This is a genomic window from Paenibacillus algicola, assembly GCF_005577435.1.
GTDB classification, from domain to species: Bacteria; Bacillota; Bacilli; order Paenibacillales; family Paenibacillaceae; genus Paenibacillus_AQ; species Paenibacillus_AQ algicola.
Map to the genome: position 1 here is coordinate 3,527,234 of NZ_CP040396.1, position 15,131 is coordinate 3,542,364.

Consider the following 15,131-nt stretch of genomic DNA (forward strand, 5'->3'; position numbering starts at 1 on the left):
TTACCCGCTCCTTTTCACTTCTGTAATTCGGGCTGGGCCCGGTTGGGTATGCTGCATGCCCTCAATGACTCCCTGCATCCGGCGGATAAATACGTCCTCACTAAAGGCCTGCGCATGTCTGCGTATGGCGGCCGGGTCCCAGGCTTGCTGTTCAAACCGCTTCATGGCTGAAATGAGAGAGTGTACGGACTGCTCTTCAAAGAACAGCCCCGTCCTGCCTGCAGCCACTGTGTCCAGTGCTCCGCCTTCGCGGTAGGCAATGATTGGCCTTCCACAAGCGTTTACCTCCAGCGGCGTAATCCCGAAGTCCTCCATTCCCGGAAAGATCAGCGCCTTGCAATGCTGCATGCGGCGAACGACCGTCTCATCACTTTCTCTGCCCAAAAAGGTTACCGTCTCCCCAGCCATCTCCTCCAGCCGCTTACGGTCCGGGCCATCCCCGACAATCAGCAGCCGCTGCTTCGTTCTCGTGCATGCCTTCACGGCAAGCTCAATCTTCTTATAAGATACGAGCCTGGAAACTACCAAGTAGTAATCTCCCGGCTTGTAGTCACTGATCTCAAAGCGGTCAATATCAACCGGGGGAAAAATAATTTGTGCTTCTGCTCCATAGTGGCGGCGAATCCGTTCTTTCACAGTCGTCGAATTGGCGATCAGCCGGTCCACCTGCCTGGAGTTCCGCTGATCCCAGATTTGCAGCGGATAGGTCAGCCATTTGGCCAGCAGCTTTAAGGCTCTGGGTACCTTTACCCCTTCCATATACGACTCGAAGCTCCACGCAAAGCGCATCGGAGTATGGCAGTAGCAGACGTGCAGCGCCCCCCGTCCTTTTCGGACTCCCTTGGCATAAGCACTGCTGGAGCTGAGGATCAAGTCATAGCCCTCCAGATCCATCGACCTTACAGCAAAGGGATACAGCCAGAAGAACAGCTTGAATTTGCTGAATATACCGGGAATGCCCTGCATCCAGGTGGTCCGGATATCCGCATCCTGAAGCTCCGGCAGCAGCTTGCTGCGATCCATTATCGTTGTATAGATCGGCGCATCCGGAAACATGCGGTGCAGCACCGCTACAACCCGCTCCGCGCCTCCCATCTGGTTCAAATAATCATGCACGATGGCCACCTTCAGCTCTCTCATCACATCATCTCCTTTACCGGATGATGCTCCAGCTGTTTTCCACTGGCTGTATGCAGCAGCTGATGATATACCTGCTCTACCTTATCCGCGGTCTGGGTAATACAGAAATGATCGATGGCACGCTGCCGGCCGTTCTCACTCAGCCGGGACCACAGCTCGGGGTTATCGAGCGTTAAGCGAACATATCGGATCAGCTCCGGGACATTTCCGGTTTCATACATGAAGCCGCTTTGTCCATGCTCAATAATCTCCGGCACGCCGCCGCCGTAAGTCCCGATAACCGGTGTACCTTGGGACATGGCCTCTATCACGACTCTCCCGAAGGGTTCTTCCTTCGAGCATAATAAAAGGAGGTCCGCTCCGCAACAAATTTCCAGCACATCGTCCCGGAAGCCGGTAAATCGAACCCGGCTGCTCAGACCCAGGCTCTGCACCCGTTGCTGCAGCTGCTCCAGATAACGCTCGTTCTCTGGTCTGAATTTCGCTTCGCCGACAATCCACAGCACCGCATTCCGACCCTCCTGAACCAGCGTGGAAAAAGCCTCAATGGCATCCTCCTGCCTCTTCCATGGAGCAATCTGACCAATAATAGCAAGCACCTCGACATCATTAGCGGCTCCAAGCTCATGGCGAACCTTGACACGCAGACGCTGCCGCTCCTCCAGGCCCAAGTGCTGCAGCTCCACACCATTATGAACCAGGTGATAACGCTGCTCCCGGCCCTGTCCCTTCATTTCCTGGAGAACAGGATTAGAGATACCGATCAGTGCCTGTGCGCTGCGGGAAGCGAACCAGCGGATCAGCCTGCCCATCCAGCCCTTGGGCGGCAGATCCCGCACATGCCATACGACCGGGAGCCTGTGCAGCCACCGGAAAGAGCCTGCCATGATCCCGGCCCGGATGGAGTTGGCATGAACCAGCTCTGCCCCGCTGTGCCTGAGCTGCCGAGCCAGCTTCCAGCCGGCACCCAGCATCCCCAGCAGATCGACGGCAAGCCGCAGCGGATTGCGAGTCATTCGGGCCCGATAGCTCGGCAGCGGCTGTACGTCCAAGCCAAGGCTTCGCGCCCTGTCCAGCAGCTCGCCTTCCGGAGCGAACAAGACCGGCTGGGCCTGCTTCAAATGCCGGGCCGTTAACAAGAGGCTGATTTCTGCGCCGCTGATCATGCTTGTATGGTTATAGAATGCGATTTTCATGGCCGAAATGTCCTCCTCTTCTGAATTTCCTCGGCGAACACGTCAGTCACTGCTGACGCCACCCTGCTCCAGGTATAGCGCTCCAAAACTTTAGCGCGGCAGGCTTCTCTAGAGGGAAGCAGCGCCGGGTGATCCAGGACGTCGATAATTTTGCGGCTGATGGATTCCGCCGTGCCGTCTGTGAACAGCAGTTCCTTCTCCACATCCTCCAGAATCTCCCGCGTTCCACCGTAAGGCGTTCCCAGAACCGGCGTTCCACAGGCCAGGGATTCAACCGTAATCAGTCCGAAGCCCTCCAGCGTCTGTGTCGGTACAATGCTGATATCTGCAGCCTGGTAACAACGGACCAGCTCCTCATTCGAGATGCGACCTAGCAGCTTCACTTGCGCAGAGAGATCAAGCTCGTGAATCATATTTTCCAGCTCTGTACGCAGCGGTCCGTCACCCCCAATCCACAGGACGGCATCCGGATGGTGCTGGATCACCTCCCTCATGGCGTAGATCAGGCGGTCGATTCCCATCCGGCGAACCAGCCGGCGGATGCAGAACAGCACCGGCTGACCTGCAGCAAAGCCCAGCTCCGCGCGCAGTTTCTCCCGATCCGAAGATGGCTGAAACAGCATATGGTCTACCGCGCCGGGGATGATATGAATCTTGGACTTGTTTATGCCGTACGTGTGAACCAGCACATCCCGAAAATACTGGCTCAGTACAATAAAGCTGTCGGAGCGGCGGTATGTAAGCTGCTCTACCTGTTTTTTCAGCCAAAACCTGGCTTCGTTCATCAAACCCGTCTTCGCATTCTCCTCTACCTTCGACTCCATAGCCCAAGGGCCGTGGAAGTGCGTCACGATGGGAACGTGCAACGGAATCTGCTTTCGCGTCACCATCGTGGTATAGAAGGCGAAATGCGGATTGAATACATCCGGCTGAAAGCTTCGAACTGCCTGGACCGCATGCCGTTGCACCACTTTCATCCGATTCAAGAAATGATTGATCCGAATATCGGAAGCGGCATTGTCGATGCCGCGCTCCTGGGGCAGCCGGGCATCTCTCGGAGCAACCACTACGCCCATACCCCGATGGCCATACTCACTCATTGCCCTTGTATAATCGGCAAAATACCGGTTAAGCCCGCCATGCTGAATATCTATCCAGCCCATGCCGGTCGATAGTACATTCATCGCTCGCTCACTTCTTCCATTGGATTTAGCTGATCAGTGTATTCTGGTAAATCTCAAGAGTGTCTCTAGCTACCCGCTCGACGCTGTAGTACTCCAGCCCCTGCGATGCTTTTGTCCGGTAAGCGTTTAGAACGTCAGGATATTTCAGCATAGCCATAATTCCTTTGGAAAGCTCCTCCGCCGATTGGGGAGGTACGAGCAATCCGTATTGTCCAAACTCTAGGGCCTCCGGCATACCGTCCACTTCGGTTGCAATAATAGCACAGCCAGCTTCACGGGCTTCGATCAGCACTAATGGAAAAGGATCTTTATGTGACGCTAATACGAAAATATCTGCAGCTTTCATATAAGCTCGCGGATCGGATTGATATCCAAGAAAATGGATTCGTTCTCGGTAATGCGAAGTGTCTGCTTGAGCTTCAAATGCTTCCCTGTCCGGACCGTCTCCAACTAGATATAAATGAGCTTCTTCATACTCTTTTGCCACAACATTGAACGCCTCTATAAGCTCGGCAATCCCTTTTCTCACATACATGCCTGCCACTGTTACAATCGGAATCCCTTCGAGAACAACCTCGGTCGAGACCTCCGTGCGTGGACTACCTATGGTCCCGTTACGAACCACATGCAGTTTGTTGGCTACAATTCCTCTGCGCTGCATGGACTCCGCAACAGCTTGACTTACAGCAATCACCGAATCTCCCACCTTCATGATATTGGCGCTCTTTTGAAACTCATTGTGAACATGGGTAATGATTTTGTATTTGTGAAAGCCTTTCAGCAGCCGGGAAAGCAAGGCACCGGTCATCATATGCGCATGAATAATGTCAGGCTGGAATGCCTTCAGCATTTTTCGGAAATGAAAAAAGGCCTGGAGCATCGGCACCGGCCTTCGAGTTTGATTCAGATTATAATGTGTGATTCCGTGTTTATGGAGCAGCTGAGTATACCCCCCTCCCGCCGAGGCAACCGCTACATTGTGGCCGAGTCTGGCCTGCTCGCAGGCTAAGTCCACCATCACGTTGACAATGCCGTTCCCGCATTCTTTTACATGATTTGCGATATGCAAGATATGAATATGAATCACCTCGTTTTTTAATCATGTACCCGATAATTGCCTTTGTCTTTTCGGTAAGGCATTCGATACATTATCCATTTTAGATCCTCACCCGAGAGCACCCACTCTTTTAATCGGACTTTATGTTGAAGGGTATAGATAAGAAAAATTATAATGAATTCTACAAAAGACGAAACTAACAACGAAATAGCCGCACCTCTAATTCCTAGTAGAGGGATTAGAGAATTAAGAAGAACAACATTTAGTCCGAGTGTCGTCAATCGAATTATTGTGACTGCACCAGGTTTCCCCGTAGACATAAATCCCTGAGACAATATCCAAGAGACACTTGTAACAGCAGTTTGAAATATAAGAATTCTAAATACGGGAACAGCTTCCCGAAATAAGCTTCCATACAAAATAATAAGCAGATAGGGAGCGACAATATAAACCATAAGACCTATCAGCAGGGTAACGATCACGCTTATGCGAAATACTTTAAACGTTAAGTGAATTGCATCCGCCGTCTTAAGTCCCGATGCTTTTGGAAACAGAACTGAGGTAACCGCATTTTGCAATGTATTCAATATTTTGGCCAGATTCTGAGAAACGATGTATAAGCCAAGAGCACTTGGAGACAACAAGCCAACAACGAGAATCTGGTCAACATAACCTGAAAAGGTTCCTGCCACATCAGTTCCATAGGACCTTATACCATAGTTCAACAGCTTTTTTCCCGATTGCTTCTTATTAAGCTGTTTTATCTTGTAATGGGATATAAGGCGGATGGTTGTCCATACCGCAATTGGAATTGCTGGGAACAAAAAAGCTATCGAAGTCGTAAACGGATTGACATGACCTGTAAAGACAAGCGTCAATAGAATGATCAGTGTGGCTAGCACTGGTGCATAGCGCATAAAGTTATATATCCGATACTCTTCCCTCGAATGCAATGCAGATGTATTAATCGTTCCGAGCATGGCCACAGGAGACATTACCAGTGCCCACACAGCAAATTCAATGACTGATGATGAATAATCCCTCATCCAAAAAGGAATTATTACCGCACCGACTCCCATTGCCAGCATGCCCAGCAGCAGACTCATATAAATTGCAGTAATATATAGAGATCCTTGATCCTCGTTCTTTTTCTTCATATAGTATACCAAAGCGGCCGGTATTCCCAATGTCAATGAATAAGCTAAAAATCTAGGCCACATGATCATAGCTACTTGTTCCCCACGGCCATCAGGACCCAAGAATCTTGCAATAATAATACCGGTGAATACATTAAGTCCGAGAATAAAGACGTTGGAAGCAAAGTTTTGTATTATGTTTCCGATGCTCCCCCATTGTCTTTTTGCTCTTAGCATTTTAGTTGTCGCCATGAAGTCTAAATCCTTTCAGGCTTGCTTACCAGTTTAGATGTCAATATTTGGTTAAACAATTGCATATACTTGAATGACATTTTATCCCATGAATGTTCCTCTGCATCTTCTCTCGCATGGGCAGCCATATTGGTTAGTTTTTCTTGATCTGAAGTCAGGTCTATTAATACTCGAACAAGAGCGGTAAAATCATCAGGATCATTAATAATAACAGCTGATTGATTATTTAAAAGCTCTACCCCTCCGCAGCGATTACTCGTAACTATCGGAAGTCCGGATGCCATCGCCTCCAAAATAACAAGAGAGCAGGCCTCGTATCTGGACGGAAAAATAAAAAAATCTGATAAAGACATTATCTGCGCGACATCCTTTCGGTACCCCAGAAAATGAACGCGTTCGCTGATCCCTAGTTGCTTTGCCATATTAGGATATAGGCTTTTGTCTGTATAACCCAGTACAAGCAATTCTAAATGCTTTACTTCAGCCACTGCCTTTAATACCGTATCCAGATTTTTTCGTTTGGATTTAAGGTCACCAACAAAGAGTGCATATGTCTTTCTATCGTCTAGTTGAAAATCAGCACGGTTTAAAGATCGAGGATAGAACTCACTTAAGTCTACTCCATTGGAAACCACTGCAATACGGTGATTGGGTATCTCTGCATCCTTTATCAACTCATGTTTGACCTGTTTTGAGACTGCAATGACTTGTCGAGTTTTCTTAAGCGCATTCCTCTCTAGTCTCGAATTCAGTTTATTGTAAATATATTGATACAAGCTCTTCATGCTTTTTTGTTCATGATAAGGATGATAAGGCGATTTTACCCATGCACTGTGAACGAAATGAATGCAATTAATATCAGAGCGGGCATACGTAATAAACCCGTTTACCACTAACAGTCCAATCGAATTTCTTCGAATCAGGATTAATAGAGACGAGAGGATTGCAAACCATTGATACTTCAGAAGCATTGTTGGAATTTTTCCTACTTTAATCTGAATCCACTGAACCTTCTGGTGGCCACTCAATTCCTCACAGAGTTCCGATGAAATGATAAGAATTTCATGGCCCCTTCTTATTGCTTCCAATATCACCTCATAGTTAACTCGTCCCTGACCGTCACCTTTCTTTACCTTATGTGTCACAAAACAAATTTTCATTGGGCTACCTCTTCTAGCAATTGAGTATAGTCAGGTAAAACATTTTGATCATCAATTGTGTCCATCAGGGCTTCAGCAATCTTATCGTGACCCAACTCATTTGGATGGAATCGATCCATAAAGTAGTCATCCCACTTATGAAGCTTGACAGAAGAGTCACACATAAACAATCTGCCGCTGGATTTAAAGCTTTTATACACATCATGAATTGCTTCTCGATACAGCTTCATGGACTCAGGTGAGCCAGGAAAATACCTCTCCTCTATATCACCAGGTGTCAGAAGGATGATTTTAGTATCCGGACTATACTTGAGTATCGCTTGAACAAATTCCATCGTGTGACGTTTAAAGTCCTCCACACCCATCCACTGCTTTCCGCCAAATATTCTAATTATTGAAACCTTTACCCTCCAACGGAGCCCTGATTCTAGTTTTTCTAGCCATCTTCTAAGCCTTCGCGTCGAATAATAAGGTCTAGGATCCATCCATCCTGGCCTTCTCCATCGCCGAGGTAAATAACGCAAAAACTTTCTTTGTTCTCTTACAACCGCTTCAGTATTTCCATGTGCAAAGACAATCAATTCCGGCTTCAGTTCCAAAATCTTGCTTTCGTATTTCATCCTGGATTCATTAATCTGCATAGCGCTGGCACCAAAATTTAGTATTTCGATTTTCTGTGAACATTTGACACTCATTTTAAACTTCAAAAGATTTGCATAGGTTTTACCCGAACGTGCCACTCCCAATCCTTCAGTAATTGAACCGCCTAAAAATATGATCCGCATAACTAAACTTCCTCTCGAATTAATGAATTAGGTGCATACGCGAGTGAAATTATTAAGAGCAATATAAATCCACTTAATCCTCGTAACACATTACTTGCTAATAACAAGAACAAGATGGCACAAATAGCGGCAAAGGATAGAGATGCGTACATTTTCTCTGACTTGCTCAATTTGTATAGCGAAATCAGTATATATACAAAAATAGTAAAGATCGCTAAACCAAACACCAGACCAAACGTATAAAATAAATTAAGATATCCATTATCAAATACGACCATAACATCTTCACTCTGTGTCAGCTTCGCCCCCAAACCCGAGCTGCCCAATCCCATACCCAGCGGGTTTGATAAAATGCTGGAAAAAATATGTGATGCAAATGTCAGCCGCTCCTTAAATGAGTGATCCTCTTCTAGGGCGCTAAATGTATCAATTCTTGATATCACTTGACTCGATCCTGGAAGTACTGGAAAAATAAACTGATAGGCCAGAACCAATACTATTCCAATAAACAACAGCTGAATCTTACTCTTCAATTGAGACTGGAAAAAGTACGCTAAAATCATTAGGACACATGCAATCCAACCTACACGAACTAAGGTTAAAAGAAGAGCAAAGGCAACAGTCAGTATACCGAAGTAACCAAAGGCACGACACTTCTTATGAACAGTCATGATTGCCAACGCAAGTCCGAGAAACAACCCTGTCGGTCCAGGTGAATTTAACAGGGAAAATACTCGGAAGCGCTGGGGCTCCGCTGGTCCGATAGAATTCATTTCCGAACTGATCATCCAGAAATGATCCCATGGGGGAAGCAACATGTATTGATAAATACCGTATACTGCAATAACAACCGCCACAATTGAAAAACTCCGGAGCCACCGGTCATGAACTTTACGACCAAAATTGGACACATGAACGTAAGCAACCACTAGGAACGGAACTACATAGTTTAGTAGATCAAAAACGGAAGACAAACCGTATTTCAGGAATCCAATCCCAAATCCATATAGTAAAGCTGCCCCGACAATTTTAAGCATCAGGCCAATTCTACTATCCATTCTTTTGATGTTTTGAATAACAGGTATGAGCATGATCAGACTGACTGTATAGGGAATAAGGGAAATAATTGAGGTCTCAGTATAAGAATGAAATGACCAGTCCAGAATCCGTCTCATTTCGGGGCTGATCGCCCATATTAGTAAAGCGTAAGACATAAAGGCCTGAGGCTTCTTAAAATGGATTTGAAAGGCGATAAGTAAACTTGTTAAAAGGATGGTTCCTTCCAGAAGCCTCATATGAAGCGATTCAATTGAGCCGGAAATTCCAATCAACAAACATAGGATAAACACGGCTGCCACCAGTATTAGATTTCGAAGCACCTCTCTAATACTCGCCGAGGTACGGCTTAGTCCAAGGATTTTATCCATGTTTTCCATCCATCCAATCTGCCTTTAAAATATAGTAGTTCTTTTTTAGTACAGTTCACTTCTGTCTAGGGAAAATTTGCGAGCTAAGAATCACAAGTGGGGACGACTTGTTTACCGCAATAATAAACCAGGATAATAAACACTTGGTTTTTTAGGCAGTTTGCAAGCACCTCCACCCGCTGATACGTGGGAATTATAACGCTTATTGTCATCTTCATCCTTTGAACAACTCCATCAATAAGCTGAATTCGGAAACACCATGACCTTGACCGTACGCAGGATCACCTTCAGGTCCAGCCAGAGTCCGCGTTTCTCGATGTAATTCAGGTCGAGGGCCAGCATTTCCTCGAAGCTCAGGCCGTTTCGTCCACTAACCTGCCACAGTCCAGTACATCCCGGTGTGACAGCCAGGCGCTGCTTGTCGTAGCTGCTATACTGTTCTACTTCTCGCGGCAGTGCCGGCCGCGGGCCGACGAGGGACATATCTCCCCGAACGACATTCCACAGCTGCGGCAGCTCGTCAATGCTCGTCTTGCGTATCCATTTGCCGATTGCTGTAATCCGGGGATCCTCTTTCATCTTGAACATGGCCCCGTTGATTTCATTCTGTGCAAGCAGCTGCTCCAGCTGCTCCTCCGCGTTGGAAACCATGGAACGAAATTTATACATGCGAAACAGCTTTTCGTTCTTCCCCACCCGGGTTTGGCAAAAAAAAACGGACCCCTTAGGATCCTCCAGCTTGATTGCCAGGGCAATGACCAGTAAAAAAGGGGACAGCAGCAGCAGTCCCCCTAACGCCAGCAGCACATCGGTGCTGCGCTTCCATGCCAGATACAGGCGGCTTTGACGACCGCCGAGCTCTCTCCCCGTCCGTTGCTGCAGTGTATAACCGCCATAGCTCGTACTGCCATCCAGCACGATGTCTGCATCGTTATGCTGCGAATTCGGATACATGATTCAGGTCACCTCGTTAATTCAGTATTTTTCCGGAGTGCTCCCGTTCCAAAATACTCTCCATGCCCTCCAGCAACGGCTTGCGAAGCTCATCATTCTGCAGCGCAAAATCCAGTGTCGTCATAATAAAGCCCAGCTTCTCCCCGACATCATGGCGCGTGCCTTCGAAATCATAAGCGTATACGCCTTGGGCCTCGTTCAGCTTCTGAATCGCATCCGTCAGCTGGATTTCACCGCCCGCGCCCTCTTCCTGCCGCTCCAGATAATCGAAGATTTCTGGCGTCAGAATATATCTGCCCATAATGGCCAGCTGGGACGGCGCTTGTCCTGCCGGAGGCTTCTCCACGAAATACTCCACCTCATACAGCCGGTTCATCTTCTTCGCCGGTGCAATAATGCCGTAGCGGTGTGTCTGATCCATCGGTACCGTCTGCACCCCGATCATGGATCGCTGCGTAGTTTCAAATTGCAGTGCCAGCTGGCGGATACAAGGCACTTGGGATTTAACAATATCGTCACCCAGGAGAACCGCAAACGGCTCGTTTCCAATAAAATTACGTGCACACCATACGGCATGCCCTAGACCCTTGGCTTCCTTCTGTCTTATGTAATGAATATCTACGTTCGAGGAACGGCGAACCTCGTCCAGCAGCTCGAACTTGCCCTTGCTGAACAGATTGTGCTCCAGCTCAAACGCGTGATCGAAATGGTCCTCAATGGACCTCTTTCCCTTGCCGGTGACAATAATAATGTCTTCAATGCCCGAAGCCACGGCCTCCTCAACAATGTACTGAATGGTTGGCTTATCGACGATCGGGAGCATTTCCTTCGGCATCGCCTTGGTTGCCGGCAGAAACCGGGTGCCGAGCCCTGCTGCGGGAATAATCGCTTTTGTGACCTTTTTCATCGTACCTTCACGCTCCTGTCCATATTTTGGTGGAATGAATACATCAGGACTCTTTTTGTTTTTACAGAGGACTTAGCTACACACTCTTCCCCCTGAAAAAAACATAGCTAAGCCTTCTGAACAGGGCATTCAACCCATCCTCACATCACACCCTTGACAATCATGTCTAAGGTCCGAAAACGAACCCACAGCGTGACCGAGTGCCTACAGTGATAAAGGTGCAGTAGACATTACCTATTCGCTGTAAATTCCTTACTGCCTAGACGACCCGATTCATCACAACGCCCAGCATTCTGGCATGAACATGCTCCAGCTGCTCCCGGGCTTTCTTCAAATGCTCTTTTCTCACCTTGCCCGGCGCGGCAACCATGATCACCCCGTCACATATGGAGCCGACAATTACCGCATCCGAAGCCGCCAGTACGGCAGGAGTATCTACGAGTAGAACATCATATTGCTGCTTCAGCTGCTGCAGAAGCTGGTGCATCGCCGCAGAATCAATAAGCTCTGACGGATTGCCCGGAACAGGGCCGGACGGCAGCAGATCCAGATGCTCGAAGTCGGTAGGCTGCACTGCATCCTGAATACTGCAATGGCCGGTCAATAGGGAGCTCAGTCCCTGATGGTTCAGCTGAGGAAAAATGCGGTGCAGCGACGGCTTGCGCAAATCGGCATCGATCAGGAGCACCTTTTTGCCTTCCTGGGCATATGCGATCGCTAGGTTGCTAATCGTCGTTGTCTTGCCTTCTCCCCCCTGAGATGAGGTGACCATGACAGTGCGTGACTCCTGATCCTTGAAGGAGAACTGGATCTTGGTCCGCAGCAGCCGGTAGCTCTCCGCGATGGAGGATTTGGGGTTCATGGATACAATCAAACTGCTCTCATTGCTGAATCGTGGCATACTTTCCCTCACCTGCCTTTGGTTGTTGTGGAGCTTTCTTCGACTTGAACGCCGGCTTGAGATCACTCTTGGTCATACGGCCGACAGAGGCCAGGACCGGAGCTTCCATAATTTCAAGCACCTCTGACTCCGATTTCAGGGTGTCATCCAGATAATCCAGCAGGAAGATAAACCCGATCGCCAGCACGAAGGACACCATGAAGCTGATCAAAAGGTTCATCACCGGGTTGAAGTTAATAGCTCCCGGACTGGCTGCCGGGTCGGCTTCACTCAGAATCGTGATATTATCGATATTCATAATGCTTGGAATTTGGGCTTTAAAGACGGTAGAGACCGCATTCACGACAGCAGCGGCTTTTTCATAGGAAGTATCTTGATAGACGAGGTTCATCACCTGGGAATTGTTCGCTGAGGAAACCGAGATGCGGGCGGCCAGCTGTGATGCGCTCTCACCCAGCTCGGGGTATTGCTCGACGACTTTATTCATTACGGCCGACGACTTGATAATTTCTTTATAGGAGTTGATCAGAAAAATACTCGTTTGAATGGTGCTGGCATTCAATCCATCGCCCGACGACTGATTCACGATCAGCTTTGCATTTGCTGCATATACCGGTGTTGTAAAATAGAAGCTCTTCACACTTGCTGCCGTTAAAGCGACCACCACCATCATGACAATCAGCCACCACTTTTTCTGGATGACCCGGAAATACTGTTTCAGTTCCATTGGCTCGCAACCCTCCGCTAATGATTAATGCTGACGCTTGTAACTAGAGTCCTACTCCGAGGCTCCACCCGAAGTCATGTGTAAGTCTTGCGATACACTATGTAGATTACACACCATAATTTAAGATACAATTTGTATCATGTCAAGCTAATTTTCGTGTTTTTCTGGAATCTGGAAGTCTGTTTGGATGTAAAGGTTTTCATTTTTAGGCAATAAGCAAGCCATGGATGTAACTAGAACAAGCCCCGCAGAGTCTGAATCTGCAGGGCTTCATCTTCTTTTCTGGTACCTTAGGTCCGGATGAGCTGCACATTGCCATTGCGTATGGCTATGCGGTAACGCTCCCCTGTCGCTTCGTCCGTCAGAATTACACCATTGCCCGGTCCCCTGATTTCAAGGGAATCCGTCATATAGCTGTGGGGAACCGGCGAGTAGGACCCGATCTGGTCCCAGTTCACCATGACTCCTGCAATATACGTGTCCCCGGTTTCCGGAATACCCGCGATGCTAAAATTGTATAACCGTCCGGTTCGGCTGGACATCTCCCGGCCCCGGAGGTGCTTCCACCCCGGCTCCCGCCAAGTGATTGTATCGTTAAAAATATATTCCCAGTTCTGCGCCGTCACCCGTCCCAGGGAGCGGTACAGGGAGCTGCTGCCGGTGCTCGTTTCGAGGATGAAATACTGCATCGCCAGGTTCCGTCCGGCATCCCCTTCGTACGGAAGCGAGGGTGCCTGAAAGTCAATCATAACTCCCGGAGACCGCGAACCATCCGGGGTCACCTTCAATATGACGGGATTGCGGCCAAGGACCTGCTTCATTTCATTGCTAATAGGAACCGGAACCTGCTGCGGACTGACGAGACTGATCGTACCGCCATTCGTGACAGTCCAGTTCGACAGCACCTCCGGGTTGCGCAGCAGATTGGGCGCGGAGACAGGCATCCCTGTGCGGTGCTCCCGCTCCCGCATCCGTTCGTGCAGGTCCGAAGTCCGGTACAGCGGGGTCCATTTCCGCCGGATGACAGTCTGGGGCAGATTCAACCCCGTCAGATCACTTTCCCGTTCACCGGTCAGGACTTCAATATATGCGGTGCCTTTTCCACCTGGAGCCGTGGATAATCGCAGCGCCCCCAGATCATTATGAATGGTGACTGGATAGGTCAAGGTACCGAACCAGGCCGCATACTGCTGCTTCTCCTCCAGCCGCATCAAGGAATCCGGCAGTGCGTACTGCCAGCGGGTGGGATCGTCCGAGTACGAAGGAACGGACCAGGAGAACCCGAAGCCGAACATTCTGAGGCTGGAGGTATTCGATTTACTGAGCAGCTTGATGGCAGCCTCCCCGCACTGCTCGAATTGCACTGTGGTGTAAATGCCGTTTAAGCCATTCACAGAAGCGGCCTGGCGATAATCGTCCATCCCGCTGTCAATACATTGGTAGATCGCATAAGGCGCAAAGCCCAGATGAACCCTGTGCATATCGGCGGGAAAGCCTCCCCGGTGTCCGGCATGAAGGATGGTCCCCAGCAAAACGCCGCAGAATGCTCCGGAAATGCCGCCCCCTTGAAAGAAATAGTCCCCCGAATTGATTCTGCAATACACACCGATGAGCCCGCCCCAGGAGCAATCATAAGAGGTGACATGGCCCTTCGTGCTGTTCAGCAGCAGTCCCGTCTTCACTCTAGCCGTCTGAATATTGCGGAAGATTGGGGTAGCACCGCCTGCGACCTCGATCGCTGCACTGCCTGCTGCAAACATCTCATAAGAGCTCTGCTCGAACAGGCTCTTGTCCACCCAGGTCGAAAGATTTCTGGAATTGTAGCCCACCATCCCGAAGATGGAGAAGTTCTCAAATACCGCCTTGACCCCCGCATCCTGAATCCGCAGGCACGGGAGCAGGTCCGAGGACGTGTCCAGCGGGTCCCACAAAATCCGGCTGCCCTGCTGCCCGCTGTCTACATAGGGCGCTTCACCTACAATGCCGCGGCTCTGATTCTCAATAGTCTGCCGAATCCGGTAATCCCCGGACGGAATATACAGCCGGTGCCGCTTGCCGCACGCTGCCATGGCCGCCTGAAAGGCAGCCGTATCGTCAGCCTTGCCGTCGCCGACAGCCCCATACCATTTGACATTAATGCCCAGAGCCCTCATTTCCTCATCCATCGGATTGGCCATCTTATCTCCTCCTTGCTATATCATAGTGAAGGCCGTGCAAAAAGGTTTGTAGTACACGCCCAGGGCCGTATCTATATTCTATGAAATTGCACCTTGATGGTTGAATCCGGCTTCTCTGCTCGTATATG

The 15,131-nt window shown here is 49.1% G+C and carries 13 protein-coding genes; all 13 read right to left on the reverse strand.

Annotation, left to right across the window (positions count from 1 at the left end):
- The 13 genes from E6C60_RS16560 to E6C60_RS16620 all read right to left on the reverse strand — a co-directional run bounded on the left by E6C60_RS16560 (position 1) and on the right by E6C60_RS16620 (position 15,003).
- The gene (locus tag E6C60_RS16560) at positions 1-1,140 is read right to left on the reverse strand and encodes a glycosyltransferase (protein WP_138226848.1); all 1,140 of its coding nucleotides are present in this window, start codon (positions 1,138-1,140) and stop codon (positions 1-3) included.
- Positions 1,140-2,336 (reverse strand): glycosyltransferase family 4 protein, encoded by a 1,197-nt coding sequence (locus E6C60_RS16565; RefSeq protein WP_138226849.1) that lies wholly within the window; start codon positions 2,334-2,336, stop codon positions 1,140-1,142. The genes E6C60_RS16560 and E6C60_RS16565 overlap by 1 nt, the downstream gene beginning before the upstream one ends.
- Positions 2,333-3,520, reverse strand: coding sequence for a glycosyltransferase family 4 protein (locus E6C60_RS16570; RefSeq protein WP_138226850.1), 1,188 nt, complete (start codon positions 3,518-3,520; stop codon positions 2,333-2,335). The genes E6C60_RS16565 and E6C60_RS16570 overlap by 4 nt, the downstream gene beginning before the upstream one ends.
- A gap of 25 nt (positions 3,521-3,545) precedes the next feature.
- A complete protein-coding gene (locus E6C60_RS16575) occupies positions 3,546-4,589 on the reverse strand; it encodes a glycosyltransferase (RefSeq protein WP_217496346.1) in 1,044 nt (347 codons plus the stop codon).
- 26 nt (positions 4,590-4,615) lie between these two features.
- Positions 4,616-5,965 carry a lipopolysaccharide biosynthesis protein gene (locus tag E6C60_RS16580; RefSeq protein WP_138226851.1) on the reverse strand — a complete coding sequence of 450 codons (1,350 nt, stop codon included), beginning with the start codon at positions 5,963-5,965 and terminating at the stop codon, positions 4,616-4,618.
- Positions 5,966-5,970: 5 nt separating this feature from the next.
- Positions 5,971-7,125, reverse strand: coding sequence for a glycosyltransferase family 4 protein (locus tag E6C60_RS16585; RefSeq protein WP_138226852.1), 1,155 nt, complete (start codon positions 7,123-7,125; stop codon positions 5,971-5,973).
- Positions 7,122-7,910, reverse strand: coding sequence for an SGNH/GDSL hydrolase family protein (locus E6C60_RS16590; protein WP_138226853.1), 789 nt, complete (start codon positions 7,908-7,910; stop codon positions 7,122-7,124). Before E6C60_RS16590 ends, E6C60_RS16585 begins: the two co-directional genes overlap by 4 nt.
- A 2-nt stretch (positions 7,911-7,912) precedes the next feature.
- Positions 7,913-9,346, reverse strand: coding sequence for an O-antigen ligase family protein (locus E6C60_RS16595; RefSeq protein ID WP_138226854.1), 1,434 nt, complete (start codon positions 9,344-9,346; stop codon positions 7,913-7,915).
- 225 nt (positions 9,347-9,571) lie between these two features.
- Complete coding sequence (locus E6C60_RS16600) at positions 9,572-10,291, reverse strand: sugar transferase (RefSeq protein ID WP_138226855.1); 720 nt, start codon at positions 10,289-10,291, stop codon at positions 9,572-9,574.
- Positions 10,292-10,307: 16 nt separating this feature from the next.
- Positions 10,308-11,198 carry a UTP--glucose-1-phosphate uridylyltransferase GalU gene (galU, locus tag E6C60_RS16605; protein ID WP_138226856.1) on the reverse strand — a complete coding sequence of 297 codons (891 nt, stop codon included), beginning with the start codon at positions 11,196-11,198 and terminating at the stop codon, positions 10,308-10,310.
- 259 nt (positions 11,199-11,457) lie between these two features.
- The gene (locus tag E6C60_RS16610) at positions 11,458-12,099 is read right to left on the reverse strand and encodes a CpsD/CapB family tyrosine-protein kinase (RefSeq protein ID WP_138226857.1); all 642 of its coding nucleotides are present in this window, start codon (positions 12,097-12,099) and stop codon (positions 11,458-11,460) included.
- Positions 12,080-12,826 carry a YveK family protein gene (locus tag E6C60_RS16615; RefSeq protein WP_138226858.1) on the reverse strand — a complete coding sequence of 249 codons (747 nt, stop codon included), beginning with the start codon at positions 12,824-12,826 and terminating at the stop codon, positions 12,080-12,082. Before E6C60_RS16615 ends, E6C60_RS16610 begins: the two co-directional genes overlap by 20 nt.
- A 290-nt stretch (positions 12,827-13,116) precedes the next feature.
- The gene (locus E6C60_RS16620) at positions 13,117-15,003 is read right to left on the reverse strand and encodes a glycosyl hydrolase family 28-related protein (protein ID WP_138226859.1); all 1,887 of its coding nucleotides are present in this window, start codon (positions 15,001-15,003) and stop codon (positions 13,117-13,119) included.
- Between the last annotated feature and the right edge of the window lie 128 nt (positions 15,004-15,131).